Origin of the sequence: Alteromonas sp. BL110, from assembly GCF_003443615.1 — a bacterium.
Lineage (GTDB): Bacteria > Pseudomonadota > Gammaproteobacteria > Enterobacterales > Alteromonadaceae > Alteromonas.
The window spans coordinates 2,564,871-2,589,982 of sequence record NZ_CP031967.1 but is presented as its reverse complement, the minus strand read 5'-3'; the positions used below and the strand labels follow the sequence as shown (position 1 = coordinate 2,589,982).

22 protein-coding genes are annotated in these 25,112 nt (G+C 42.9%); 10 read left to right on the top strand and 12 right to left on the bottom strand.

The genetic code is table 11. The annotated features are described in order from the left end of the window. The first annotated feature begins 208 nt into the window (after window positions 1-208). On the top strand, window positions 209-886 hold the full coding sequence (locus tag D1814_RS11220) for a helix-turn-helix transcriptional regulator (RefSeq protein WP_118492278.1): 678 nt from the start codon (window positions 209-211) through the stop codon (window positions 884-886). Between the two features lie 41 nt (window positions 887-927). On the opposite strand, the gene D1814_RS11215 is transcribed toward D1814_RS11220, so the two are convergent. From D1814_RS11215 to D1814_RS11195, 5 genes are read right to left on the bottom strand one after another with little or no spacing between them, the layout of a single operon-like run. After that, window positions 928-1,689, bottom strand: coding sequence for a CsgG/HfaB family protein (locus D1814_RS11215; RefSeq protein WP_118492275.1), 762 nt, complete (start codon window positions 1,687-1,689; stop codon window positions 928-930). 8 nt (window positions 1,690-1,697) lie between these two features. Beyond that, window positions 1,698-2,147, bottom strand: coding sequence for a curli assembly protein CsgF (locus D1814_RS11210; RefSeq protein WP_183037601.1), 450 nt, complete (start codon window positions 2,145-2,147; stop codon window positions 1,698-1,700). Next, window positions 2,147-2,539 carry a CsgE family curli-type amyloid fiber assembly protein gene (locus D1814_RS11205; protein ID WP_118492271.1) on the bottom strand — a complete coding sequence of 131 codons (393 nt, stop codon included), beginning with the start codon at window positions 2,537-2,539 and terminating at the stop codon, window positions 2,147-2,149. The genes D1814_RS11210 and D1814_RS11205 overlap by 1 nt, the downstream gene beginning before the upstream one ends. A gap of 55 nt (window positions 2,540-2,594) precedes the next feature. Next, the gene (locus D1814_RS11200) at window positions 2,595-4,040 is read right to left on the bottom strand and encodes a curlin (RefSeq protein ID WP_118495370.1); all 1,446 of its coding nucleotides are present in this window, start codon (window positions 4,038-4,040) and stop codon (window positions 2,595-2,597) included. Window positions 4,041-4,070: 30 nt separating this feature from the next. Continuing rightward, window positions 4,071-4,583: a curlin subunit CsgB gene (locus tag D1814_RS11195; protein WP_118492269.1), complete on the bottom strand. Its 513-nt coding sequence runs from the start codon at window positions 4,581-4,583 to the stop codon at window positions 4,071-4,073. Window positions 4,584-5,024: 441 nt separating this feature from the next. Between D1814_RS11195 and D1814_RS11190 the strand changes: the two genes are divergently transcribed. The 6 genes from D1814_RS11190 (at window position 5,025) to D1814_RS11165 (ending at window position 11,713) form a co-directional block, all read left to right on the top strand. Then, complete coding sequence (locus D1814_RS11190) at window positions 5,025-7,547, top strand: S8 family serine peptidase (RefSeq protein WP_118492267.1); 2,523 nt, start codon at window positions 5,025-5,027, stop codon at window positions 7,545-7,547. A gap of 196 nt (window positions 7,548-7,743) precedes the next feature. Continuing rightward, window positions 7,744-8,400 carry a response regulator transcription factor gene (locus tag D1814_RS11185; protein WP_118492265.1) on the top strand — a complete coding sequence of 219 codons (657 nt, stop codon included), beginning with the start codon at window positions 7,744-7,746 and terminating at the stop codon, window positions 8,398-8,400. Between the two features lie 55 nt (window positions 8,401-8,455). Then, complete coding sequence (locus D1814_RS11180) at window positions 8,456-8,911, top strand: sensor histidine kinase (RefSeq protein ID WP_118492263.1); 456 nt, start codon at window positions 8,456-8,458, stop codon at window positions 8,909-8,911. A gap of 293 nt (window positions 8,912-9,204) precedes the next feature. Continuing rightward, entirely contained in the window at window positions 9,205-9,960 is a 756-nt protein-coding gene (locus D1814_RS11175; protein ID WP_118492260.1) for an SDR family NAD(P)-dependent oxidoreductase, read from the top strand. An 8-nt stretch (window positions 9,961-9,968) separates the two neighbouring features. Beyond that, window positions 9,969-10,793, top strand: coding sequence for a 2-keto-4-pentenoate hydratase (locus D1814_RS11170; protein ID WP_232368863.1), 825 nt, complete (start codon window positions 9,969-9,971; stop codon window positions 10,791-10,793). Between the two features lie 101 nt (window positions 10,794-10,894). Continuing rightward, on the top strand, window positions 10,895-11,713 hold the full coding sequence (locus tag D1814_RS11165) for a thioredoxin family protein (protein ID WP_118492258.1): 819 nt from the start codon (window positions 10,895-10,897) through the stop codon (window positions 11,711-11,713). Window positions 11,714-11,789: 76 nt separating this feature from the next. Here the strand turns inward: D1814_RS11165 and D1814_RS11160 are convergent, their stop codons facing one another. After that, entirely contained in the window at window positions 11,790-13,238 is a 1,449-nt protein-coding gene (locus tag D1814_RS11160) for a DEAD/DEAH box helicase (RefSeq protein ID WP_118492256.1), read from the bottom strand. 406 nt (window positions 13,239-13,644) lie between these two features. Here D1814_RS11160 and D1814_RS11155 point away from each other — a divergent pair, with 406 nt between their 5' ends. Next, window positions 13,645-15,741, top strand: coding sequence for an EAL domain-containing protein (locus D1814_RS11155; protein WP_118492254.1), 2,097 nt, complete (start codon window positions 13,645-13,647; stop codon window positions 15,739-15,741). Window positions 15,742-15,754: 13 nt separating this feature from the next. Here D1814_RS11155 and D1814_RS11150 read toward each other — a convergent pair whose 3' ends face one another. The 5 genes from D1814_RS11150 to D1814_RS11130 all read right to left on the bottom strand — a co-directional run bounded on the left by D1814_RS11150 (window position 15,755) and on the right by D1814_RS11130 (window position 21,485). Beyond that, window positions 15,755-16,039, bottom strand: coding sequence for a hypothetical protein (locus D1814_RS11150; protein WP_232368862.1), 285 nt, complete (start codon window positions 16,037-16,039; stop codon window positions 15,755-15,757). 134 nt (window positions 16,040-16,173) lie between these two features. After that, window positions 16,174-17,364 (bottom strand): hypothetical protein, encoded by a 1,191-nt coding sequence (locus D1814_RS11145; protein ID WP_118492250.1) that lies wholly within the window; start codon window positions 17,362-17,364, stop codon window positions 16,174-16,176. A gap of 178 nt (window positions 17,365-17,542) precedes the next feature. Beyond that, entirely contained in the window at window positions 17,543-18,154 is a 612-nt protein-coding gene (eda, locus tag D1814_RS11140; protein ID WP_118492248.1) for a bifunctional 4-hydroxy-2-oxoglutarate aldolase/2-dehydro-3-deoxy-phosphogluconate aldolase, read from the bottom strand. Between the two features lie 90 nt (window positions 18,155-18,244). Beyond that, complete coding sequence (locus tag D1814_RS11135; RefSeq protein WP_118492246.1) at window positions 18,245-19,171, bottom strand: sugar kinase; 927 nt, start codon at window positions 19,169-19,171, stop codon at window positions 18,245-18,247. 85 nt (window positions 19,172-19,256) lie between these two features. Further along, window positions 19,257-21,485 carry a polysaccharide lyase 6 family protein gene (locus D1814_RS11130; RefSeq protein ID WP_118492244.1) on the bottom strand — a complete coding sequence of 743 codons (2,229 nt, stop codon included), beginning with the start codon at window positions 21,483-21,485 and terminating at the stop codon, window positions 19,257-19,259. A 374-nt stretch (window positions 21,486-21,859) separates the two neighbouring features. Between D1814_RS11130 and D1814_RS11125 the strand changes: the two genes are divergently transcribed. Continuing rightward, on the top strand, window positions 21,860-22,591 hold the full coding sequence (locus D1814_RS11125; RefSeq protein ID WP_118492242.1) for a FadR/GntR family transcriptional regulator: 732 nt from the start codon (window positions 21,860-21,862) through the stop codon (window positions 22,589-22,591). 651 nt (window positions 22,592-23,242) lie between these two features. Continuing rightward, window positions 23,243-24,568, top strand: a complete 1,326-nt coding sequence (locus D1814_RS11120; protein ID WP_118492240.1) for a mechanosensitive ion channel family protein — start codon at window positions 23,243-23,245, stop codon at window positions 24,566-24,568. Between the two features lie 52 nt (window positions 24,569-24,620). Here the strand turns inward: D1814_RS11120 and D1814_RS11115 are convergent, their stop codons facing one another. Further along, a complete protein-coding gene (locus D1814_RS11115) occupies window positions 24,621-25,106 on the bottom strand; it encodes a hypothetical protein (protein ID WP_118492238.1) in 486 nt (161 codons plus the stop codon). Between the last annotated feature and the right edge of the window lie 6 nt (window positions 25,107-25,112).

The following is a 25,112-nucleotide window of genomic DNA, read 5'->3' as shown; positions in this document are numbered from 1 at the left end:
TTAACAAAGGGGGCAAACGTTTTTTATAGAGATAATTTACTTATATTTAATTCACCGAGCACTTAAAAAACATCTATCCTCAAGCAAAATTAATATAAGTTTTTCACTGTTACATTTTGTTACGCTTTGGCGCCGCAACTAAGACCACTGGAGTATTGTAAAGCTATTGTATAGTTCGTAAGGTTGACGTACACGAAAAGGAGCTTTCATGTCACATCAAGCGTTCGTTTTAACAAGAAGTAGTTTCTCAGAAAATACTAAAAAGGATGGAGCTTACGAACAATTCCTTAGTATTTTGCCATCGTGTGGGTTTAACGTTACGACTGGCACTATCCACCCGCCAAGAAGCGTTCTAAACAACACTTATACCTTTTTCATTGACGCACACTATTGTGACCCTGCCAGCTTATTCAGCTTGCCAGTGGTTAACGATTACCCTGAATTAAATAAGGTAATTTTTAATGTGTCAAAAACTGATATCGATTTTCATTACGCGGCACTTCAGCACGGTATTAACGGGATTTTTCATATCGAAGATAGTTTAGAGTTATTAGTTCGCGGTGTTCAGCAGGTTCAGGCGGGCAACAAATGGTTTAGTCGCGAAATTATGAGTCGCTATATCGATGCTAACCTAGTGCCAAAAACTAAGCCCGTTGCTGCGCTTCAATCGTCAACTACAGTCCTGACTAAACGAGAGTTGGCTATTACGCGCAAAATTGCCGATGGCGCACAGAACCAAGAAATTGCAGATTGCTTGCATATCAGTGTGAATACGGTGAAAACACACGTATACAGCATATTCAGGAAAACAGAATGCAGAAATAGGGTTGAACTTATCAAGTGGTTTGATCATCAGTTTAGTCAGCCCCAACAGGTAACCTACTAAACCGACAATCGATTAAACTAAACTAAAGCGATGTATGGCGCTTACGCTTTGGCGCGCCATACTCCTTTCTCCATTCCTTGTAACACTAATTCCGTCACCGCTTTCTCTATGCTTTGCTTAACGCATTCAAACATAGGTTCATTGGTGGTGTAACCCGTTTCCGCTTCAAGCAAACGTTTAAGTGATACGTATCTGAACAGTCCGGCTCTTACCTCCTGACTTAGCACTTTCTTAGATGTTGAAACGGATACCAAGACTTGACCTGTTCTCACGTCAACGGCGCGCATGTAAATGGAGATTTGGTCTTCTCTAAATAATTCACTTGCTCCGACACCAAAGTACTCAACGCCTGCTCCACCGGTACGAATATTGGTGTCGTAGCTGATTATGCCACCTTCTATTATAATTCTTGCGGTGGTCAGTGGCGGTAAATCGCCCCCGCTTTTCTCGTCGGCCCGGATAATTTTTCGTTCAGTAAGAATGTTTTGTAGCCCTTCTCGCTCTACGGGTAAAAACCAGGATGTTTCGCTTAGGGTTTGAACAAGGATAGACGTTGCACCCTGTGTCACTGCGGTTGAAAAAGAGCTCGCGCCTGTACTCGGTTTATACTGCCCAGTTTGATCCCTAAACGCGTACACGGAAACCGGAATCTGCCCCATGGGTGCCGGTAAACTCTTTACTTCAGAGAGGGTGGCACTATCTTTGATAATATCCGCAGCCGTGGTATCAGGCGGGAGTGTATTTGTGATGGACTGGCAACCAGTTAATGCCAAAGCCAATAATAAATAAACGGTACTTCTCATGTGTGTCCCTACCCAAACCGTGGAATTTCTACAATGGTGACTTCACCTGTCAATAAGTTAGTAATGTTTACGACTATGCTGTCAGGATTACTCGTTATAAGCTCAACCTGAAAGTCACCGCTAACAAAAATACTATCTTGGTTAAAAATACTGTCTATCGGATTGCCGTCTTCGTCATATTCTTGCTCGCCAAATGCGATATCTGTAATTTCACGAACGATGCGATTTATATAGGCACGTTCTAGTGACTCTTGAAGACGCTCATCGTAGGAGCGTTCGCTTAATGATGCAGTGTGCGCATTTTGTGAGTTTGCTTTACTTAATAAAAATGAACCATTGAGCGGGTTGCCACCAAAAGACGGATTTATTGGCTCATAAACTAATTCAGTTGCCTGCGTTATTGCTGGCGCTACAAGCGTCGCCACTGCAAGCGCTGCAATTACAATTTTTTTCTTCATTACCATTCGTCCCCTGCTAAATCTGGGCTTCTACTGTCTATACTCGCATTCGCTACCGCGTCTAATACCAAAAAGATAGCTTGCTGTACTTTTTCATCTATTGGAACTTGCCTACGTCCCATATAAGTTTGATAAACCACTTTATTGTCATAAATTACTGAAAGTAGCGTTCCGGCTTGAGGCACTATGATTTCTTTAACTACTAAGTTTTTACCTGAGCTGTCGGGAACTTCCCGCCAATATTGACTAATTCGCGAAGCAAATTCGTGTCCTTGGCGGCTTATACTGTTATCAAGCAGTAACCCACCTAACCGAATTTCTTCCGCTTGAATCGGAGAAAAGAACACACCTAAAACTAGTGTGAGAAAAGAGAAACGATACAAATACTTCATTTTATTGAATTGAGCCGGGCTAACGCCCGGCTATTCACTTTGTATTTTAGTACAGTTACATTTGAACGACGGTCGCTACGTTGTAATCACCAACTTGCGTAACACTTACCGTGCCGCCATTGCCAGTTATACTACCCGTAACAAGATTGTCGTTACCCATTTGCGTTACTTCAAAGGTATTCATATCACCTGAAATAACGAACTGACCACCTAAATCGTCCGTTACCCAGTTTCCAACGCCTTCTTGCATTACACTAATTACATTGTCATTACCGTTAACGAGCAAATCGAGCAAGTTTAGCTCGCCCGTTTGCGCAACCATAATTTCGTTGTAACTTGAAGTGACATTACTAGCCAACTCAACAGATGCAGTGTTTTCTATGCCCTCTTGTGACATTTCGATGATATTGCCATCCGCATAGTAAGTTGCATCACCAATGCCGGCTTGAGCTAATGCCAAGTTCGCATCGCCATCTTGTTCAATTTCAACGGTGTTTAAAATGCCATCAAAGTTTACTGTGCTGATTTCGTTGGCATCACCCACCTGGGTTAAATCGAACTCATTGAATAAACCAATCACCCCTGCGTAAGCGGTGTTTCCCTCGCCAACTTGGTTAATTTCGAAAGTATTCGCTTGCCCACCGACGGTTTCTACCGTAGCAAGGTTTACATCGCCAATTTGGTCAATGTTGACTTCGTTGCCCGAACCTTCGAACACGCCTGTGGTAATTTCATTGCCGTCGCCGTCTTGTTCAAACTCAAGCACATTACCGTCACCAACCATGGTCCAACCTATAACGTTCTGGTCGCCATCTTGGTCAATTTCAACTTCATTATCTGAGCCAATTACGGTCAAATCTGAAATGTTGTAGTAACCGTCCTGAATAACATCAATTACGTTAGCATCGCCGCTCAGTTCACGAACATATGATTCGTGCCAGTCACCGCTCTGATCTACAAAAATCGTGTTATCGTTACCTGTAATAGCATTGTTAGCCCAATTACCACCATCGCCTTGATACACTGATAGCATGTTGCCGCTACCCACAATACTATTAATTGAGCGATTAAAGATAAAGCCTAAGGGACCGCCGTCACCCAATTGAACAAGAGAGACGGTATTGTCGTCGCCTTCAACTACAAAATCTGCTGTGCTACTTAAGCTGTCTTGCTCTGACTCCAAGAAATTGCCGTTGCCAGTAACACTTGCATAGAAGGTATTGCCTGATTGCATTTGCGATGCAAGCACTTCGTTCGCGTCACCAGTTACCTCTACAACAATCGCGTTTAGGTCACCTTCCTGGCTTAAAACTGACTCATTACCTACTTCATTTCCCTCTGGTGCCGTTTGGGTTAGCGTGATTTCATTACCTTCTGCCGCGGCTACAAAATCCGCTGTGGCGTTAAAGTCGACTGCTTTAGTTACAGGAACTTCCTGAGCTGACGCCCACCCTGACGCTGCTACTAAAAGCAATGCACTCGCTATTTTTGTTTTTTTCATTTTCACGTTTGTCTCCCTATGGCAATCACATCATTCTTGGTATTGCGTGATGTTAATTACCATTTCGTTCCCTATTTGATGAACAGTAAAAGACTGCTCACCTAATTGATTGACATTGGCAACATTGTCGAACCCATCTTGAATTATTTCGAAATAGTTGTTGTTGTTTTGCTGCAGTAAATTCACAACATTACCTTCACCAAGTTGAGTGATGACTGCTTCGTTATTACTACCGTTTTGAACAACATTAGATAGGTTGGCGCCGTTGCCGCTTTGGATAATGTTAGTTATGTTATTCAGCCCAAACTGACTGACAGCAATGAAGACCGTTTCATCATCTATCGTTATAGCTTGAGCATTCAGACTCATTGAAAGAGAAGATTCCACCATGTCGGAGCTTGTTGATAAGTCGGACTGTTGGGCATAGACAGGAGAGTTGATGGTTAGAAGACCACATGCCGTTAAAGCTATAAACGCAGCGGCTTTTATTGCTCCTACGTTTTTAGCGCATTGGTACTTTTTAACCTTTAGTTTCTTGTCCATGAGAACGACGGCTTCCTTGATTAACAACAAAGGTGACCCCTCTATAAAACGCCTTAAAAGCGTGAGAATCCATCACCATTAAGTTGTATTTATTTCATTCGATATAACGTCAATTCGGTTTTAACCAGTAGTCTTGCGGTTAAAGCTCATACCTTAGTGCTAGTTTTGTTCAAAAAATGACACTCAAAAAGACTATTGGTAAGACCTCTCGGCGTTTTCGGAAAACAAGGCCTACTTCGAACACGCAGACTAATAATTAAGTACCACTTCACCTTCCATTTGTATTCGCGCCCTAGTGGTTAAGTTGTATTTTTGTACTTATTTTTGCGTTAAAGGTGGCAGGTTTTCAAAATTGAGTTATAAGTTTTAATCGTTAGTTACATCAGACCGAATGAGAAGGTTTCGTGATTAAAGCATTATTGCTAATTATGGAATCTAATTATGAAAACAACGCCTTTTAAAACAGGCCTTTCAGCACTGTCATTAGCCCTACTTCCGCTAATGGCTTCTAGCCACGCACACGCCGCGAAAGCCGAAATTTTCGATGACAGCGTTATTGTTGTGTACAAAGAAAACGTGAGCAAAGCAGAAAAAATGCGCGCCCGCTCCTCTGTGGGCGCACGAATTAGCGACGCTAACCGCGATGAAGTAGATGACCGTTTTGCTAACCTTTTAAACGGACGTATTGCCAAACTTCAACTTCGTGGCAAATCGGTTAAAGATGCCATTGAAATCTTAAAGACAAATCCCGCGATTAAAATTGCCGAACCAAACTTTTTATATCGCAAAGCGTTAGTCCCTAATGACCCGTCTTACGGTGACTTGTGGGGCTTGAACAATACCGGCCAAGCGGGCGGTACTGATGATGTAGATATCGATGCGCCAGAGGCATGGGATATTACAACAGGTGATAGTGATGTCGTGATCGGCGTTATCGATACTGGCGTGGACTACAACCATGAAGACCTGGCAGATAACGCATGGGTAAATCCAGGTGAAATCGCAGGCAATGGCATTGATGACGATGGCAACGGCTACATTGACGACGTTTACGGTATTGATACTGCAAACGGTGATACCGACCCTATGGACGATGACTCTCATGGTACCCATGTAGCAGGGACGATTGGTGCTGTGGGCGGAAACGGTATAGGTGTAGTGGGCGTAAACCACGACGTATCTATCGCTGCCTGCAAATTCCTCGGTGCAGATGGAACGGGTTCAACGGCTGGGGCTATCGAGTGCATTGATTACTTCACCGATCTAAAAGAAAACCGTGGTGTTAACGTAAAGGCCACCAATAACAGCTGGGGCGGCGGCGGCTACAGCGAAGCGCTGGAAACGGCTATTGAAGTGGCAGGCCAAGCTGGGATTTTGTTTGTTGCTGCGGCGGGTAACTCTGGCTCAGATAACGATAATGTCGACAACTACCCATCTAACTATGTCACTACAACAAACAGCCTACTTGCGGTAGCAAGCCACACTCGAACTGACGGCGATAGCGGTTATTCATACGGTATAGAAACAGTAGATATTGCAGCGCCAGGTACTGCAATTTTATCGACCATACCGGGTGACGGCTACGCCTCATACTCTGGTACATCAATGGCAACGCCACACGTTGCGGGTGCAGCGGCCCTTGTATGGTCATTAAACCCAGAGCTTACGCCATCAGAAATGAAAGAATTGTTAATGACTACTGGCGAAACTAGTCTTTGGGCTGATGGGCGCACTGTTTCAGGCAACCGTCTTAATGTGCTAAATGCGTTAGAAGAAGCCGACCCAACCCCTGGCTTTAAACTGGGCATTACTCCAGGTTCAGCTGAAATTGAAGCGGGTGAAGCTTATACCTTCACTATTGAAGTTGGCTCAATTGCTGGCTACGAAGAAGAAGTACAGCTTTCTCTCGCCGAAGAAAGTGACATTGCTTATTTGAGTGCCAGCACTGCAATGCCTGGCGACACTGTTACGCTTACGGTAGAAACCTCTGAAGATACCCCTTGGGGCGCTTATAGCTTTACGGTGAACGGTGTAAGTGGCGAAATTGAGAAATCTAAATCTGCTAACCTTTACGTTTACCCGCAAGGGCTAAATGAATTCCCTTACGCGTATTCAGGCGATGCTGTACCTACTCTACCTAATGAAGAAGACCCAGATGATGTGGGCGTTGACCTCGTTATTAACGTGCCCGATGACCTGACGGTGTTTGGTATGCAGACGTCGGTAGATATCACGCATACGTATAGCGGAGACTTGGTGCTATCACTTACTTCCCCTCAGGGTACAACTACCGTTCTGCGTCAGAACCAAGGTGGCGGTACAGATGATATCGTTGAAAGCTATAACACTGATGCCTTTAACGGCGAAGTGGCTACTGGCGATTGGACGTTAAATGTGCTCGATACCTTTAACGGAGATAACGGTACTGTAAATACATGGAGCTTGGTAGTTACCGGTATTGGTGAAGTAGGGCCAACACCGCCAAACTCTGCGTTCACTTATGACGCTTCAGGTCTATCAGTGAGCTTTACTAACAATAGTAATGACATTAATGACGATATTGTTAGCTACAGCTGGGACTTTGGCGATGGTGCGACTTCAACGGAAGAAAACCCAACCCATGTATATGCAAGTACAGGTGCCTATGATGTAACCCTTACGGTTACTGACTCGGAAGGTCAAACTGACGTTTCGACAGAGACAGTGTCGGTTTCAGATAGCAATATTGTCGCCGAAATTGACCGCGCCATGCTTTCTCGCTTCGGATCACTACGTGTAGATTTATCTTACAGCGGCTCAATGGCTGATACTGTGATGATTTATCGTAATGGTGAGCTACTTGAAGAAGTTAGCAATACAGGTCGTTATCGCGATAGAAGTCGTGGCGTTCAACCTGGTGAATATACCTATATGGTGTGTGATGAAACGTCTGCATGCTCAGCGCCAGTGACGGTCAACCTTTAATACCGTGTTTGCTATTGCACGCAAAGTGATATTTAGCAATTAAACTGCTGTAAAAACTTAAGTCATTGCCGGCCAGGGACAGGCCGGCTTTTTTATGTAGAAATTAGAGCAAGCAGCTATTCTAAGCCATCGGCTTATTTCCTATAAGCCAATTACAACGTACACTTGATGCATTAAGAAACAGATTAATTTTTCCATGCACATACTCCTCATTGATGACCATGAGATTGTAAGGGACGGCATTAAAACTCTCATAGAACAAGAGTATGGCTGGCACGTCGTTTACGCTGTAAGCTCATTAAGCGCACTCCCCTCTTTCGCATCTTTAGATGACATAGATGTAGCAGTTTTGGACATTTCTTTAGCACAAGAAAGTGGTTTCGACACGCTTATCAAAATTAAGAAAGAGGCCCCCTTTGTGAAGTGCTTGATGCTTAGCATGTACGATCACGTGGGTTATATTAGTAAAGCGCTTGAGCTTGGCGCCGATGGCTACGTTACAAAAAGTGCTGCAACAAAAGAGTTAATGGACGCCCTTGAGTCGCTAGAAAAAGACGAGAATTACCTAAGCTCAGATATCAGTAAAAAATTAGCGTTTGGCGATAAGCGTTTGACTTCCATTCTTACAGAAAGAGAAAAGGAAGTTTTTTTACTACTAGCTAAAGGTTTTCAACCTAAGCAAATTGCCTATTACATAGAGACAGCGCCAAAGACAGTTATGGTTCACAGAACTAACATCTACAAAAAGCTGAATGTTACTTCTCAATTTGGCTTACTACGCATTGCGCTAGAAACGGGATACTTAGATGTTTCTGATGTCATTTATGACGACACTTTAGTCAAAACGGATTGACACAACCAAAGACTACGACATATTAATTAGCAAAATAGATGCTTTGTACCAGGCAATGAAAAAGAGCCTAGGCGGTTTACGACCGCCTGGCATTGACACTCTTCCCATTGAGAACGTGATTCAAGGTTCCGACATCGTGACTACGCTTGACCGAGCGAATATAGACTTTTCGTTTAATATTCTCGGCACACCTATTGAATTTGAACCTGAGCAGAAAATACACATCTATCGAATAGTTCAGGAGGCGGTAACCAATAGCATCAAGCACGCTGACGCGAAGACCCTCTCTATAGATATCTCCTATGAGCCGCAAAATACTACCTTCACTGTAGCGGATGATGGAGAGGGTATACCAGAAGCAACCGTGAATTCAGTTAACTTTAAGCCCACACTCGGCCTGCTTTCTATGAAAGAACGCGCTAAGCTGATAGATGGAACGCTCAACATCAGTCGAGATAACCCACTAGGCACTGTGGTACGCCTTACTATTCCTACTATCAGTATCCGATAACCATTTTTATAAACTGCCGAAAAACACAAATTGGACTTACCAATAAACATAGTATCGTCTACGTTTTCGTCTTTATTCTTGCTCTTACCGGCGCCCTTCTGAGCCCCTTCCAAAAAAATAATAATTTCTTTTATTTTTATAAACTTAACAAAATTAAAAGATAAAAGAAATTACACGACCAGAGAAAAATTATTATAACAATGACAAAAAACACACAAAACAGGTAGACCAATTAATTTTATTAACCTAAGATTGGCTTTACACAATGTAATACAACACAAAGAGTTATTGTTATGACGAAGAAAGTAGCACTGGTAACTGGAGCAACAGGCGGCATCGGATTCGAAGTTGCTAAACGACTTGGCCAAGACGGTTTCATTGTTGTTTTAAATGGCATTGAAGACGATAAAGGCGCAGAGCGCGTAAAAGAGCTTAGCGAATTAGGTATTGAAGCAGAATACTATGGCTTTGACGTTACAAGCGATGAAGCGGTTGATAAAAACGTAAAAGCAATTGGCGACAAATACGGTAAGATCGACGCCGTCATTAATAACGCCGGCGGCCTTGGCGGGCGCAGCCCAATGGAAGAGATGACAACGGAGTTTTACCGCTTTGTTATGGCACTTAACCTTGATAGTGCGTTCTTCGTTTCTCGTGCAGCTATCCCTTACTTAAAGAAATCTGACAGCGGCTCTATTGTAAATTATACATCTAATGCAGGTTGGAACGCTGGCGGCCCTGGCGCTGGCATCTACGGTGTTTCAAAAGGTGCGGTACATACGCTGACCCGCGCTCTTGCCAAAGAACTAGCTCCTGCCGGCATTCGTGTAAATGCCGTTTCTCCAGGTACTATTGATACGCCTTTCCATGCGCAAATTAAAGCGACTAAGCCTGAAGTATTTGCTTCTTGGAAAGACAATATCATGCTTGGTCGCCTAGGGCAGCCTGAAGAAGTCGCATCTGTAGTGTCTTTCTTAGTGAGTGAAGATGCATCATTTATTACTGCAGAAACCGTTCAAATTGGTGGCGGTCAGGCGCTAGGGATTTAATCGTTACGATGTTTCCTGATAAACCACTTACAGAAGACGCCCTGAAAACGCTATCGTCTACCCTGGTTAACGCGCGCAAGCAAGCCAGTGTACTGGAAACTTTTCCAGGCGATGTGCCGACAACACTGGACGCGGCTTACCGCGTTCAAGACATGTCACTTGCACAATGGAACGACGAGATCACCGGCTGGAAAGTAGGAATGGTGATCCCTGAGCTTCGCGAACAGATGGGCGCTGAGCGCTTGATGGGCCCAATTTTCAAAAAGGTTACCCATTTCATTGGTCGTCCTCACGCAGACGATGAATTCGTCGAGCTAGAAGTCTACGCAGGTGGTATGGTTGCTGTTGAAGCCGAATTGGTATTTGAACTGGCAGAAGAGATTACGCCCGGCTCAGTTGATACCAAGGGACCATTAAAGCACCTTATCAAAGCTGTGTATGCTGGTGTGGAGATAGCCAGTAGCCCGGTAATTGATTTAAATAGCTATGGCCCCACTGCCATAATCAGCGACTTTGGCGTAAACCAAGGTATGGTAATTGGCGCGCCTATAGCGTCGTGGGATACAGTGATTGAGAAAATGCAGACATCTGTGTTCATTAATAAAGAACACATCAACACTGCACCATCAAACAATGTATTGCGCGGGCCTATGGCAGCTGTTGCTTATCTAATTGACCAAGCAGCAGCGCGGAATATTACTCTTCCAAAAGGCTGTATGATTTGCTCTGGCGCTATTACAGGCGTACATGACACAGTCTCTGGTGCTACATCTACAGTCACTTTCGAGGGTGTTGGGAATATCAACATGAAGCTGATCCCTGTGTCAGTTTAAACCGACCTGCTAAAGCGGTAGTTTACTACGGTCAATTACCGCTTTTCCCTTTACTTTATATGCTACATTGTTGTTGATTTAACTATTAATTTGACCATTGTATGCAGAACACCATCTTTAAACATCAAGCCCAGTTAATTAAGCAAAGCTTAACCATAGCTACTTTTATAGCCGCATTCTCTATCCTAAATGGCTGTGTCATCACCCAGAATGAAAACCCTTATGCTTACGCCCCTTCTTCGTCACCTTATCAAGACGTGGTTAACGCACAGCAACGAGCGGTGGAGCAAAGCAAACTGCTTTTAGTAGTACTGGGCGCCCAATGGTGTCACGACAGCACAGGCTTAGCTGAGCGCTTTGCAACAAAGGAAATGGACCTTATTTTACGCGCCCATTATGAAACTGTATTTGTTGACGTAGGCACGCTTGAAGACAAAAGAAATATAACTGAACGATTCAACTATCCGATTTACTACGCCACGCCAACGGTGATGGTGGTGGAACCTAACACCAGTGCTTTGTTAAACAGAACGACGATGGATATTTGGGGGCGGGCCGATAGCATCCCTTTATCAGAGTACATAACGTACTTTTCCCGTTTTCCTGCTATGACAGCTTCGCAAAAAGCCCCTTTCATTAATTGGAAAGCCACAGATGAAGAAGCTGCCTATAACAAAGAACAGGCACTTAGGCTTCAAAGCGCGTATGACAAGCTTGGGCCGCTGCTTGCTCAAGATTTACAAGGCGATACTCCACAAGAGCTTAACCAGCTATGGAAAGAAATAAAAGGCTTTCGTACTGAGCTACAACAGACACTCATTAAGCGAGCTGAGCTCACGCTAGACGCTGAGAATAGCAACGGAGTAAACACCACGCCAGCGCTGCGCCACTACAACCCGTTTTCTTGGGAACATAACTAAAACATTAGTTTTTATTTTTTGCCGAGCATTAAAAAGGGCCTTTATAAAAAAGGCCCTTTATAAATAATATAGCTATTTATGCTTTTGCGCTGTTTGCGGCCCTATTATTAGTCGAACCATTGGACGGACTATTTCTACGTTTAGCCGGTCGTCTAGCAGCATTACCTTCGCTTCCTGAATGTCTTTGTCCTGCAGGCTTACCGCCGCCACCGTTGCGTGAGTTTGGCTTGCCCCCGTGAGAGCCACCATTTCCACTACGGTTGCCCTGTCGTTGACCCGCATTCTTATTACCGCCAGTTGATTTGCCTGCGCCGCTATCGCCTTGTGATGCCTTTGGCTTTTTCGGTTTTTTGGGCTTTTTTGGCTTAGAAAGCGTGGTAGCAGGTACGGCCTGCTGTGGCTCAAAACCTTCAAGGGTTTCACGAGGGAGCAGCTTTTGAATAAGCGTTTCAATATCTTTTAGGTTTTGTAACTCTTCGGCACAAGCGAATGACCAAGCTTGACCGCTCGCGCCAGCGCGCCCGGTACGACCAATTCTGTGAACGTAGTCGGCCGCTGTGTTCGGCAAATCTAGGTTTACAACTATCGGCAGTTCGCTGATATCTATACCGCGAGCAGCGATATCGGTAGCAACCAGAACTTTAATCTCGCCATTTTTAAAATCGGTAAGGGCCTTAGTTCTTGCTCCCTGACTTTTATTTCCATGAATAGCTGCACTTGGAATTTTGGAGCGAGTCAGCTTTTCCGCAATTCGGTTAGCGCCATGCTTGGTGCGGCTGAAAACTAATACCTGCTGCCACTTTTGCTGTTTAATCAAACAAATCAGGGCAGTAGTTTTTTTAGACTTATCAATGGTCACTAAGTGCTGCTCAACCGCGTCCACCGTAGTATTGGCAGGGGCAGTCGAAATACTTACAGGATCACGGGTTATCGTTTTCGCAAGCGCCGTAATTTCATCAGAAAACGTAGCTGAAAAAAGCAGGCTCTGACGCTCTTGCGGCAATAGCTTCAATACCTTTTTAATATCGTGGATAAAACCCATATCAAGCATTCTGTCGGCTTCATCCAATACCAACACTTCAAGCTGAGAAAACTTCACAGCGTTTTGTTGATACAAATCGAGTAGTCGACCAGGCGTAGCGATTAATACGTCTACGCCCTTACGAAGCTTCATCATTTGGGGGTTTATGCCTACCCCGCCGAATACTACTGCCGTTTTTAATGGTAAAAACTCACTGAACGCTCGAATACTTTCTTCCACCTGAGCAGCAAGCTCACGAGTAGGTGTTAAAATAAGCGCTCGAATATTATTACCGGATACTGGCTTGCCAGACATTAATCTTTGTAAAATAGGAAGTCCGAATCCCGCGGTTTTCCCCGTTCCCGTTTGCGCAGCCGCCAGCACATCCTTTCCTTGCAATACTTCTGGTATTGCCTTTTCCTGGATCGGTGATGGCGTACTAAATCCTCGTTTTTGAATAGCTTTCAACAAGGGTTCAGCGAGCCCTAATTGGGTAAATGACATTAATAAACTCCTGTCATAGGTATTTATAAAAAATTGCATACCGCAAAGGTATAAGCGTTAGTGCTTTATTGCTAACCGTGGGGGGTTATAGATTACTGGGAAAACCTAAAGAGACACGCCATTGCCAACTTGGCTTATTGGTGTTTGACATCAAGAAAAGAACGTAGGTGTTTACTCTTACAAATTGCGCGTTGAGTCTACCACTAAACCCCTTAAGCCACCAGCGCATTTTTTGTTCAAAAGACATCTAAATAGCATGACACCGCCCCTTCTTTCAATTTCAATCTAATTACTAATTAAGAAATGTAGCAAACCGTCTATACTAAGATGGTTAATAAGTGACGACGCTTTCCCACGTTTTTTCAAAGCCGTTACTGCCGGTCCATTCAACTTAAAAGAGCGTTTTTTGAAAAGTCTCAGGTCAGAAATATCGTTCAATACACTCGCGTCTATATCAATAGTTAGTGCCCTTATTATCGGACTGTCTATTTATGTCTATGAGAAGCTTTATATTGAGTTTGTCTCTGAGGAAGTCGATGCGCTAGGCGTTAACATGGCCGTCGATCTCATTGACTATATCGAAGAGCCGGCCGGCAGTTTTAACCAAACGGAAATTCTGCTTCGCCTAGATGAGTATGAATATGCTGAGGCGGCTTATATTTTCAGTAGTGATGGTTCGCTTTTAAATGTATATGTAGGCCCTGCCGGCTTTAAAGACAGACCTGGTAAGAACCAAACAGTCAGTCACCTGTATCCTGGAGATGCTAACTTTGACAAAAACATAGCAAGTCTACCTCTAGGTTTACATCGCGCCTCAAACAAAGTAATTATGGTAAAAACAATAGGCGAAGACGTTTACCCAATGGGAAGACTTGCACTGCTGTTTAACCTTGAGGAAGCATTAAAAGCAAGCCGGCAAAGATATATAATTTTAGTTACGCCTTCCGTAGCCTTTCTTATCGCAATATCACTAATCATATCTGCTCGTGCGCAACGTAAAGCAATGCGCCCTCTTAATACACTGATTGAAACCATGGATAGCGTGGTAGATCATAAAACTTATGATGCAAAAGTAGAGGAAGGTGATAAGAAAGAGATGCTCGCGTTGTCTCGCGCTTTTAATAATATGATGACAAACATCAAAGCGCAGTCTGAAGCTAATCGGCAAAAAACTGACATGCTACAAAAGCAACAGTCCCAGATGGAGCGACTTGCCAATTTCGATGCCTTAACAGGGCTTCCCAATCGTCAGTGCTTAATGAAGCTTTTATCAAGTGAACTCACCAAAGCGCAAAAAAACAATTGCGAACTTGGTTTGCTGTTCATTGATTTAGATGGTTTTAAATCAATTAACGATTCTTTTGGTCACGATACTGGGGATAGGTTTCTTCTGCATATTAGTTCACTAATGGAAAACGCAATCAGTGAGAGTTGTACTTTGGGACGTTTGGGCGGCGATGAGTTTGTCGTTATCGTTCCCGACCTTGCCTCACCCACATACCTCGAAGATATAGCTAGAAAGATTGTGAATACCGTATCGAAGTCTCACACTGTCAACCATCTAAGGCTAGACTCAAGTGTCAGCATAGGACTAGCGCTAGCCAGTGATTGCAATTATGCCGCGACCAATTTAATTACTAACGCTGATGTTGCAATGTACAAAGCTAAAGACAGTGGTAAAGCAAGATATGTGTGGTTTACTGATGAAATGTTAGCGCATACGCAGCGAAAAGTGCTCATTTCCACCCGAATCACTGATGCACTTGAAAACGATGCTTTTTATCTCAGCTATCAAGCAAAGGTAGATGCAGACAAAAACGTCATTGGGCTTGAAACTCTGCTTCGTTGGCAAGACGAGGTCTTAGGACAGGTGTCCCCCGCTGAGTTTATTCCCATTGCAGAACAAACCGATAAGATTTCACTAATAAGTCTTTGGGTATTAAAGCAACTTAGCCATGAATCCCCCATGCTATTAAAAGCCTTCGGTGGTCATATCACTATATCAGTCAACTTAAGTACTCACGACTTGAATAATCACAATGTCACACAATATATTCTCAATGAGTTAAATACCGGTAGGCTTCCAGCGTCAAACTTAGAGATTGAGATTACTGAATCAGCTTATATGAATAGCTTTAATGTGGCTAATACGTTCTTTGCCTCCCTTAAAAAGCTAGGTTGTAAACTCGCACTCGATGATTTTGGAACAGGGTATTCGTCACTTAGTTATCTAACCCAGTTTGATATAGACACCCTAAAAATAGACCGAAGCTTTGTCAATAACATAGGGGATTCTAAGCAGTCAGAAACGATCACTAAGACCATTATTGAAATGGCTAAGAGTTTAAACTTCTCTGTGTGCGCTGAGGGCGTTGAAACACAGGAACAAGCGAACTTTTTAACCAGTCATGGTTGTAACATGCTTCAAGGCTTTCTTTATAGTAAGCCCCTACCAATGCTAGACGTAATTCAAAATTTTTCGGTGCAGCCTGAACAATCCTGAGTCTTATACCCATTTAAAGACTTCGATAAACAATTCGAACATTCTCAGGTAACACTGTGTCGGCTGGAACATAACCGATAGCACCGTCATTCTCACTAACGTAACTAATCAGTGCATCCAAACTGCTAAACTCGACGGGCGGAGTTTGACGTCCACTGAAGCGCATCTGGGCCCAATAGGATTGAATACGGGACTCAGGTAAAGCGATAATCTTTGCATTGAAAACCGCGCGTATTCTATTCCCAGGGCTCAAAGCGACAGGGTCTAAAACATAGTCCTTGCTTGTTGCACTGCTCATGAAGAGGTTACGAACCTCCGTCTTTGTCAGCGAGAAACCTTGGTCAGTAACATTTGCTACAATCCAAACGTTATCCTGTGCAGAGGCTATTCGAATGCTCAGGAGAAAAAGAAAAAAGAGCGTATATTTTCGCATTAAAATATCCACTCTACCGCCACTTGATACAAGGTCGCGTTTCTATCGAAGTTGTTTTCTTTAACTTCATAAAACGAAGTTCGACCTTCTTTCCCGTTAAGTAAAGATAGCTCTGCCTTGAATGCGATATTCGTTTTAACATCCCACCTAGCGCCCAAGGTCCACGTATCGAGGTCATCTGTCGGAAAAAAGCTATTGAGTTGCTCAACTGCGAAATATAGCTGATCGAGTTCAGGCGACACACCTTCAGGTATCACATTGTCGATGGTATTGAGTGATTGTCTAGATGAAGCAAAAGTTAAGTGTAGTAGAACCTCGTCAAGATAGTAGCCATATGAAACATAGAAACTTTCTAAGTTAGCGAGTACATCAATATCAGACGAGACCTTCATCCACTCACCGCTTACATACCAATTAAGCGTGTCATAGCTGGCGCCTAGTAAAAAAGAGCCTGCGCGATCGTTGATATCAAACTGTTCAGCTATAGAGTCAAATCCGGCAGCTCTAAGTCCTTGTAAAAACGGCGCGATTTCATCAATGGTAGTTTCGACTTTGGGAGCACTAATAGTGGCTGTTCTTAACTGTAAGCCGCCATAGTTAACTTCAATAACACCGCCAAACATATCGTCTATTTCAACGTCTACATTAATACCGCTCGACGCTAGCTCATCTTGATATTTTCCATAATAAGCCTCAAAATCAATAACAACATCGCCAAAAGACCTTCTCAATCTTACATTGGCGCCTTCATATTGAGAAAACAAATAGCTGCTATAGAGTTGCTGCGGTGCATTAATCCACGGGTAGGCAAAGCCAACATCGATAACATCTGAATACTTTAAAAAAGGCGTGCGCAACCGACCAATATTAATTTGAAAGCTTTCACTAGGGGCATAGGTTAGATACAACCACTCAATACCCGATTCTCTATCTTCATCAGTGTGAAGGAGAATTTGAGCTGATGCGGAGAACGATGATGAGACCCTATAATCAGCCTGCACCGCTATTAGAGATTTTTCTGAAAAGCTTATGCTGTCGTCATACCCTTCATAGGTCGCTTTTTTAGTATCAATCTTACCTGCAACTGCTCTTGCAAAACCAGAAAACTTTAGTTCCTCTGCACAACTTTCGGCGACAGATAAAAGTACGACGAATGCCATGGTGAAAGGCAGCACTATCAATTTGATCATAGTCACGTTTTAATTCTAATTGTATAAAGCTAAGCGCTGCTGTGTTCTTCTGCGCGAAGCAACTTTAATGTAATGATAGCTTTTTGAAGCTGTAACACCAATTAATACGCTAGAAAATGAAAAAGCTGACAAATATGTCAGCTTTTTAATGTTTATTGTTAGAACTGTCTTGTGTTAATTAAACCTGTGAACATGCCTCTGTTATCAAGTCCCACTGTTTATCTGCAACCCATTGAGGCTTCGCTACCCAAGTACCACCAGCGGCAAATACATTGCCTAGCGACAGGTAATCATTGAAGTTTTCTGGAGATACGCCACCCGTTGGGCAAAATTTTGTATCTTTGAACAAACCACCTACAGCTTTTAAGAAAGAAGCGCCACCTGACAAGGATGCTGGAAATAGCTTCATTTCTCTAAATCCGTGCTCTCGCGCTAGCACGATATCTGATACGTTAGATACTCCAGGGAGCACGGGTAAACCAGACTCTACCAGCATTGTCAGTAGGCGCTCTGTCACCGCAGGCGTCACGATAAAATCAGCCCCAGCGTTTATTGCTGCATCTAGAGACGCTTTATCGACAACGGTTCCAGCGCTTACTATCATGTCAGGCAACGCTTCTTTTATGGCGGTGATGCACTTTGCTGAATTTTCCGAACGCAATACAACTTCAACGGTGGTAAGACCCGCTGCCGCCATTGCTTTAGCAATGGCTACACCGTCTTCTACATTATCGGCTTGAATGATTGGGAGCAGGGTTTGGCCGCCCATAATGTCTGATATTTTTTTCATGATTTGTCTCTTTGTAATACGAGGGACGGATGCCCTTATAAGTTCGATGTAGTGTTTTATTTAGTATTCGAATACTTCGCTTTTACTTACTTAAGCGATAGATGTCACTAAATCAGCATAGGCCGTTTTATCTACAATGGCGCCAGGGTGTTGAATCACAAAGCCGGCGCATTTGGCTGCTTTATCTACGCAGGCTTCAGGACTATCGCCCGTTAGGTACGCGCCTAGAAAAACACCGTTAAAAGCATCGCCAGCTGATGTAGTGTCAACAACGTTTGTAACAGGTGTTAGCCCAACTTCTGAAACTTCACCCTCTGCATTAACTAACGTCACAGCACTACTGCCATTTTTAATAACGAGTTGTTTGAATGAGAAAGGCGCTAAAAAGTTTATGATTTCTTCCACTGTTTCAAACTCATATAAGAAGTTGAAATCTTCTAATCCAGGTAACGCGACATCTGCAATTTCAAATGCTTTTTCATATAATGCAGTGGCATCATCCCGCCCCTTCCAAAGCGCGGGTCGATGGTTCATGTCAAACACAATTTTGGTACCGCTGTCTTTAAGCGTTTCTAATAAACGCCAAAACTTCGGTAAGTCTTCAGTGTTTAAAATAGCAAGCGAAATACCTGAAAATAGTACTAAGTCTAACGCTGTCATCGACGCTTTATCGCTATCTGTAAGCTGAGACATCAAGCACTTCGCGGCAGAATCATTTCGCCAATACGTAAAAGAACGCTCGCCTTCTGCATCGGTATAAATTTTATAAAGCCCTATATGTTTGTCTGGATGGGTAAACAAAAAGCGTGTGTTAATTGATTCGCTTTGCGCAAATTCGAACATCTCTTTTGACAGCGCATCGCTGCCCACCGCACTGACAAAATAGCTATCTAATTGAGGAAATGTACGCTTAAGATAAACGGCAGAATTGAAAGTATCGCCAGCAAACCCTTCTTCTAATACACCGTTTACTTTTTTAAGCTCGGCCATGCACTCACCAATAAAACCAACTCTCATATCATCCACCCTACGAACTCGTAGTCTTTAATTTTTACTGTAATAACTTTTTCTTTGCATAAGTCGCGCACTAGGTTGAGTATTTTTACCCAGAGCAGCGGCATTCGTCTTTTTCTTTTAAGAAGTCGACAATGTTAATGTCTTTTGTTTCTTTAAATGTATTGCCGCTATGCGATGTTTTCGGCTCGCCAACGGTGTGTTCAATTTTTACTGGCGCGCTTGTGTTAAATTCATTATTTCGAATCTGTGTTTTTTGCACGCCGTGTAGAAATATACTTGCTTTACGCTTATTTCTTTTACCCAAACCTACATTTGCTAATACGTTGTTACTTATCGTGACCTTAGGTCCAAAGGTACTCTCGTCTCTGCCACCTCGATAAACAAGCGCTAGCGCCCCGTTTACATTGTTGAATGTATTGTTTTCTAAATTCAACACCTCAGCGTTATAGATACCTAAATCATCTTTTTCTTTATTTAGTGCCAGTACGTGCCCAGTGATAGTGTCGAATTGACTATTAGTAATAGATAACAAAGTCGCAAAGCTACGAGCGCCCGCAGAAAAGAAGTGGTAGCTATGATTTATGTCTAGGTCTGTCACCGTCACCTTATCCATAGTGAATCGGTAATTAGTCAACATTCCCCACTTTTTAGTGCGAATGAATGTATTTCCAGCTGCGTCTGGCGCATCACTACCTGAAAGCGTTATACCTTCGATTTCCAGTGAACCATTGTCACTTATTTCGAAAAGTGCTGAGCGCTGCGGACGAATGATAACTTCTGAGCCAGCGCTTGCTTTCACAGAAAGCGTTTTAGATATTCTAACGATTTTTTGTTCGCTATAGACACCATCACTGAGTAAAAGAACATCACCATCTTTCGCTTTGGCTACCGCTTCAAAAAGCGTATTCACACCTGGCTCTACAGTAATTTCATCTCCTGAACCAAACGGCGTTTCGTATTCTTTTTTCTTATACCAACTTGGCCCTACGCTTTCTTTTTTAAGTGGTTTTACACTGTTGTCAGCACCCACTTTCATTTCGTCTAGGGAAATACCATTCATCGAAGATGACGGTATATCGCCTCGTTTCGTAAAACCTTTTTCAATTTGACTCTCTACGTTGTAGTTAGCCACATTGTTAGTGAATGTTATACCGCTAATGTCGTCAAAAAAGCTAAATGTTGTAGACACCGTATTAGCGATTACAAGGTTGTTAGAAAAAACGCTGTCTACCGGTGGTGCTGAACGCTCTTCGTCTGCTCCAGCTGCTAACTGAATGTGAGAAACATCAATAAAAGTATTGTGGTGTATATTGGCGTTCTTTACTTGGTGATAGCGATTTTGCGGTGAGTTGGGCACACCATTCATTACAGTAAACCCGCTGCCAAAGCGGTAGCCAGTAAGCCCTTTAAACACATTATTTGACACTTCTTGGTTGGCGTTAATAACGCGAACTCCACCTGTGTTTGGAACACCATTTCCTAAAAACACGTTATTGGTGATTGTATTACCATTTCCATGCCTTAGCGTTAGCGTACCGCGAGATTCAATGAAGGTATTACCGTGAAGAACGTTGCCACCTGATTTAACGCTGATAATTTCAACTTCGCCATTACAACGGTCAAACACATTGTTCTCGACTCGGGTAAAAGAGTTTTCAAGTGAATAATGGCTGGTGCCGATTCTTAAGGTTTCTCCACCATTTGAGCCTAATTCAGGTCGGTAGCCAAAATAGTTGTTGTCTATCTTGTGATAGTTTTCGATGCTATCCTTTGAATCCAACCTAACTGCGACCGTTACACCTCGGTTTCGCTTGCCTGCTAAGTACGAACTATCTAGCCTATTGTGCTTACCATACAGCGCTACCCAATAGTCACTTTCAAATTTGTCTGGCTTAGAATAGTCTTCAATAACGACTTCAGTAACACGAGTATAATTCGCGAGTTCGTCTTTACTTATTCTGTAGCTAATTACTGAACCTGATGGGGAGTAGCCGTCTTTAAACACAAGTCCAGATACGATCAAATGGCTTCCTGCAATGGAAAGATTTGACTGGCCAGAGAGAATAACACCACCTTTGCTTTGTGCTCTCAATGTAATTGGCTCTTCCTCACTCCCTTGCGCTTTAAACTTAATCTCAAAATCATGGTAAGTACCGTTTTTCAATACGATATCGTCACCTGGAGTTACTTTCTCTAACGCGTTTAGGTAGCTTTTCTTAGAGTCAACTAAGTAGTCTTCGGCGTATGCCGTCGTATTAAACGCCAAGAGAGTAATAATCCCTATCGCTGACTTACAGACATTTACTACTTTCATACATTCCCCATTTCGCTGGCAAAATCGACGGTGATATCTACCGCGATAGTGCTACTGACGTTGCTCAAATCGTATAAATCGCACATAAATTGCCAATCTTCTTTTGCAAAAACGCAATTATGCTGTTATTTATTTGTTACTGACTGTTTTAGAATCTAACCAATAAACAGACCAAAAACAACCAATTTATTTTACCAATAACAATAAAATGTATTACCAATTAAAAGGGCTTTTCTGCTCATAAAGCGCTTTAAAGCACAGTACTCGGGACTTTGCGCTTTATGCTAGTTTCGATATACAATGGTCAGATAGAATTAATTTACCAATTGTCTCTTCTTTTTTAGGTAAGCAACAGGCAAACAAGGGCTGTAAATATGAAGACTCGTCGTCTCTTCTGGAGCATAGTTGAAAAACTTGAAGCACTCATCGATCAAGGAATTTATCCTGAAGGTAGTCGCTTACCCGCAGAAAGGGAACTCGCGGAGACGTATAACGTTAGTCGCCCTACTATCCGCGAAGCCATTATCGCTCTGGAAGTACGAGAGCGTGTAGAAGTAAAGACTGGTTCTGGTGTATATGTCTTGCATCAGAAAAAGCAAGGTCAAGTAACTAAACCTATCAGTGCGTTTGAGCTTACCCAGGCGCGAGCGCTTGTGGAAGGCGAAGCTGCCGCGCTTGCTGCCGCCACTATTTCAGATGAGGAATTAGAGGCGCTAAAGCAAACCCTCGTCGAGATGCAGACTCCACAGAAAGCCGATGAGGCAGATCAGCGCTTCCACCAGATCATTTCTCAAGCGACGCGTAATAACGCCATCATGCTTTCGGTTGAAAATTTGTGGGAATTAAGAAGAACCGTCCCTCAGGTCATATCGGCGTATAGCGATGTTTGCTCACAAGGCGAAGAACAGAGACTGAGGGAACATACGCTTATCTATGACGCTATTGCTAGCAAAGATACCGCAGGTGCTAGGCGTGCGATGCATCAGCATTTTAATCGCCTTATCAACGCGCTTTTTGATGCAAGCGAAGCAAAGGCTTTAGAAGAGATAAAGCGTAAAACTGATGAAACGCGTGGACTCTATTCGATTGCCCATCTGAGACAGTAGTTACGATAATTAACTACTACTCACTTTTCTTATTATAAAATAAAACAGGCTTCTTATTTCTAAGAAGCCTGTTTGCTTTGTAGGGTACTCTTGAGAGTAACTGTTTTTATTATTTTTGCTTTAAAGCGCAAAACAAAAACTACGGTTTGCTATTAAGTTTACACTCTGGAACATCCCGATATTCGTATAAGCGCATAGATAAGCTAGTCCACACTCTGCTTAAACAAGCAGCAGAAAACAAATCCATATTACAATTCGGCCTTACCAGATGTCAACCAATTATTATTACCAATATTTACAGGGTTAAATTTTTTATCTAAGCGACAATTTTCTCTTTATAAAAAAAATATCGTTTAGTGATGGCTCCGCTCGCCATGAAAAACAAAAAGCCATCTATATCAAAAGGTTAAACTAGAAACTTGTCAGCTATTATATTTTTAGAAAGGTGTACTGTGTAAAGTCTACCGCTTATCCACTCTAAAATCCGCCAAAAGCTGTATGACCAGTGACGAATAAATAAACGATCTGTATTGATTCGGTGAAAAAAGCTTTACCCTATCTAATATTAGAGATAAAAAGCGCGCAGGGATTCCACGCTCTATTAGCAACACCCGCATTTCCATTGCGCGGTAAAAAGATTAAGTAGAACACATGAATGTTGATAGTTTAACTCGGCACTTAGAAGAGAAGTTAGCCATAGTCAAAGCATCGGTAATGTCTGATAGCTTCATTATTCAGCTTACGACCATTGTTGTGATTTATTGCTGCGCTTTTCTACTTGCTAAACAAGTGAAAAAACCATTTAAACTCATGCGAGAAAAACCAAAGCATGGTGCACATACCATGAGTGGTCTTTTGTACAACCTCGGTGAGGCACTTTTTCCTCTTATAACCATAAGTACGCTGAAAATTACTACCGTATTAGGTGCGCAATTTCAATTTGATGCATGGCTATTAGAAATAGCTGTTGTTGTCGCATTGATGCTATTTGTAAGCTCATTAATTAGAGGTTTTGTCGAAAACAGTACAATAGCCGCTTTCATGCGTTGGGTAGGTCTTCCTATCTTATTCCTACATCTTATTGGCTTGCTGCCGCTAATTACCTCAGCACTGGAATCGATAGCTATATCTGTAGGCAATGTTGAAGTTTCTGCTTACGGCGTCACCAGAGTACTCTTGTTTGGCGCTTTGCTTTTCTGGCTAGGACGAAGCTCTAATGCCATTGGACAAGATATCATTAGAAACCAAAAGTCTCTTGATGTCTCTACGAAGGAAGTGTTCGCAAAGCTATTTGAAGTGGCCCTTTTCTGCATTGTGTTTTTGCTATTGCTCAATGTAATGGGGATCAACCTTACAGCGCTAGCCGTTTTTGGCGGGGCCTTGGGTGTGGGCTTGGGTCTGGGACTTCAATCCATCGCTTCAAACTTTATTTCGGGTATCATTATTCTGTTGGACAAATCGTTGACCGTTGGCGATTACGTTGAACTGGAAGACGGGCGAAAAGGTATCGTTAGAGAATTTAAAATGCGCTATGCCGTTTTGGAAACTTATGACGGTAAGGACATCCTTGTACCAAACGAAAAGTTTATCAGCTCTTTGCTGATAAACTGGACCCATAAAGATCCAAAGCAACGATATCGCATTGATTTTTCGGTTGCCTATAAAACCGATATCCGGGCAATGGTAGAAATTATCAAAGAAGCAGTCTCAGAACACCCGCAGGTGATCAGTGGCGACAATATCCCTTTTGAAGAGCTTCCGGATTGTGAAATAGACAGTTTTGGCGACTCTGGTGTTAACATGTTTGTCGAGTTTTGGATGGAAGGTGTAGACGATGGCAAGAATCGCGTGGGAGGTGATTTGCTGCTTACCGTCTTCGAAACGCTACGTGAGCATGATATTGAGATCCCTTTCCCTCAACGAGAAGTTCGGGTTATCAACGAGCAAGGTATTGGTATCCGAAATACCACGCCGTAGCACTTAAAACGAATAATAAGGCTTACTTATTAAAGCCTTCTCTTCGCGCTGGTTAGAACCTGGCGCGAAGGGTGTCCCACTGCCACTCTTGGGCAATCAGGGCTAACGTGTTTACAAACTTCTTATAGTCTTCTTTCCCCATTGCCGACGCTACCGTTTTCAACTGAGATTTCGCCTTTATAGCTTTAACCTGAAGCAACTCTAAGCGCTTATCCGCACTGGAATCGAAGTTCTCGCTAATGATGGCATTCGCTTTGTCGGTAGCCTCCCATGCGGTAATCACATAACCCACTAGCTTAATGTAAACCCCAACCATTCCCTTTCTTTCGAAAATGGTCTCGAACATAGAGCCAGATAACAATTTATGAAAACTTGCTTCTGTCTCGAAGGCAACGAATGACTCCGCGTTTTTGAGTTCTTCTAAAACATTGCGCAGAAGTTTTATGTGAGCGGCGGAATTAACAGCATTGTCGTTTAATGCATTAATATCCTCACTTAGCATTTCTAAGTTTACCAAGGTTCGTTGAAGACTAGCCATCGCGAT

Excerpts from the sequence above, each read along its gene's own strand:
- D1814_RS11220 (WP_118492278.1), top strand. The coding sequence starts at position 209 with ATGTCACATCAAGCGTTCGTTTTAACAAGAAGTAGTTTCTCAGAAAAT.
- D1814_RS11215 (WP_118492275.1), bottom strand. The coding sequence starts at position 1,689 with ATGAGAAGTACCGTTTATTTATTATTGGCTTTGGCATTAACTGGTTGC.
- D1814_RS11210 (WP_183037601.1), bottom strand. The coding sequence starts at position 2,147 with ATGAAGAAAAAAATTGTAATTGCAGCGCTTGCAGTGGCGACGCTTGTA.
- D1814_RS11205 (WP_118492271.1), bottom strand. The coding sequence starts at position 2,539 with ATGAAGTATTTGTATCGTTTCTCTTTTCTCACACTAGTTTTAGGTGTG.
- D1814_RS11200 (WP_118495370.1), bottom strand. The coding sequence starts at position 4,040 with ATGAAAAAAACAAAAATAGCGAGTGCATTGCTTTTAGTAGCAGCGTCA.
- D1814_RS11195 (WP_118492269.1), bottom strand. The coding sequence starts at position 4,583 with ATGGACAAGAAACTAAAGGTTAAAAAGTACCAATGCGCTAAAAACGTA.
- D1814_RS11190 (WP_118492267.1), top strand. The coding sequence starts at position 5,025 with ATGAAAACAACGCCTTTTAAAACAGGCCTTTCAGCACTGTCATTAGCC.
- D1814_RS11185 (WP_118492265.1), top strand. The coding sequence starts at position 7,744 with ATGCACATACTCCTCATTGATGACCATGAGATTGTAAGGGACGGCATT.
- D1814_RS11180 (WP_118492263.1), top strand. The coding sequence starts at position 8,456 with ATGAAAAAGAGCCTAGGCGGTTTACGACCGCCTGGCATTGACACTCTT.
- D1814_RS11175 (WP_118492260.1), top strand. The coding sequence starts at position 9,205 with ATGACGAAGAAAGTAGCACTGGTAACTGGAGCAACAGGCGGCATCGGA.
- D1814_RS11170 (WP_232368863.1), top strand. The coding sequence starts at position 9,969 with ATGTTTCCTGATAAACCACTTACAGAAGACGCCCTGAAAACGCTATCG.
- D1814_RS11165 (WP_118492258.1), top strand. The coding sequence starts at position 10,895 with ATGCAGAACACCATCTTTAAACATCAAGCCCAGTTAATTAAGCAAAGC.
- D1814_RS11160 (WP_118492256.1), bottom strand. The coding sequence starts at position 13,238 with ATGTCATTTACCCAATTAGGGCTCGCTGAACCCTTGTTGAAAGCTATT.
- D1814_RS11150 (WP_232368862.1), bottom strand. The coding sequence starts at position 16,039 with ATGAGCAGTGCAACAAGCAAGGACTATGTTTTAGACCCTGTCGCTTTG.
- D1814_RS11145 (WP_118492250.1), bottom strand. The coding sequence starts at position 17,364 with ATGATCAAATTGATAGTGCTGCCTTTCACCATGGCATTCGTCGTACTT.
- eda (WP_118492248.1), bottom strand. The coding sequence starts at position 18,154 with ATGAAAAAAATATCAGACATTATGGGCGGCCAAACCCTGCTCCCAATC.
- D1814_RS11135 (WP_118492246.1), bottom strand. The coding sequence starts at position 19,171 with ATGAGAGTTGGTTTTATTGGTGAGTGCATGGCCGAGCTTAAAAAAGTA.
- D1814_RS11130 (WP_118492244.1), bottom strand. The coding sequence starts at position 21,485 with ATGAAAGTAGTAAATGTCTGTAAGTCAGCGATAGGGATTATTACTCTC.
- D1814_RS11125 (WP_118492242.1), top strand. The coding sequence starts at position 21,860 with ATGAAGACTCGTCGTCTCTTCTGGAGCATAGTTGAAAAACTTGAAGCA.
- D1814_RS11120 (WP_118492240.1), top strand. The coding sequence starts at position 23,243 with ATGAATGTTGATAGTTTAACTCGGCACTTAGAAGAGAAGTTAGCCATA.
- D1814_RS11115 (WP_118492238.1), bottom strand. The coding sequence starts at position 25,106 with ATGGCTAGTCTTCAACGAACCTTGGTAAACTTAGAAATGCTAAGTGAG.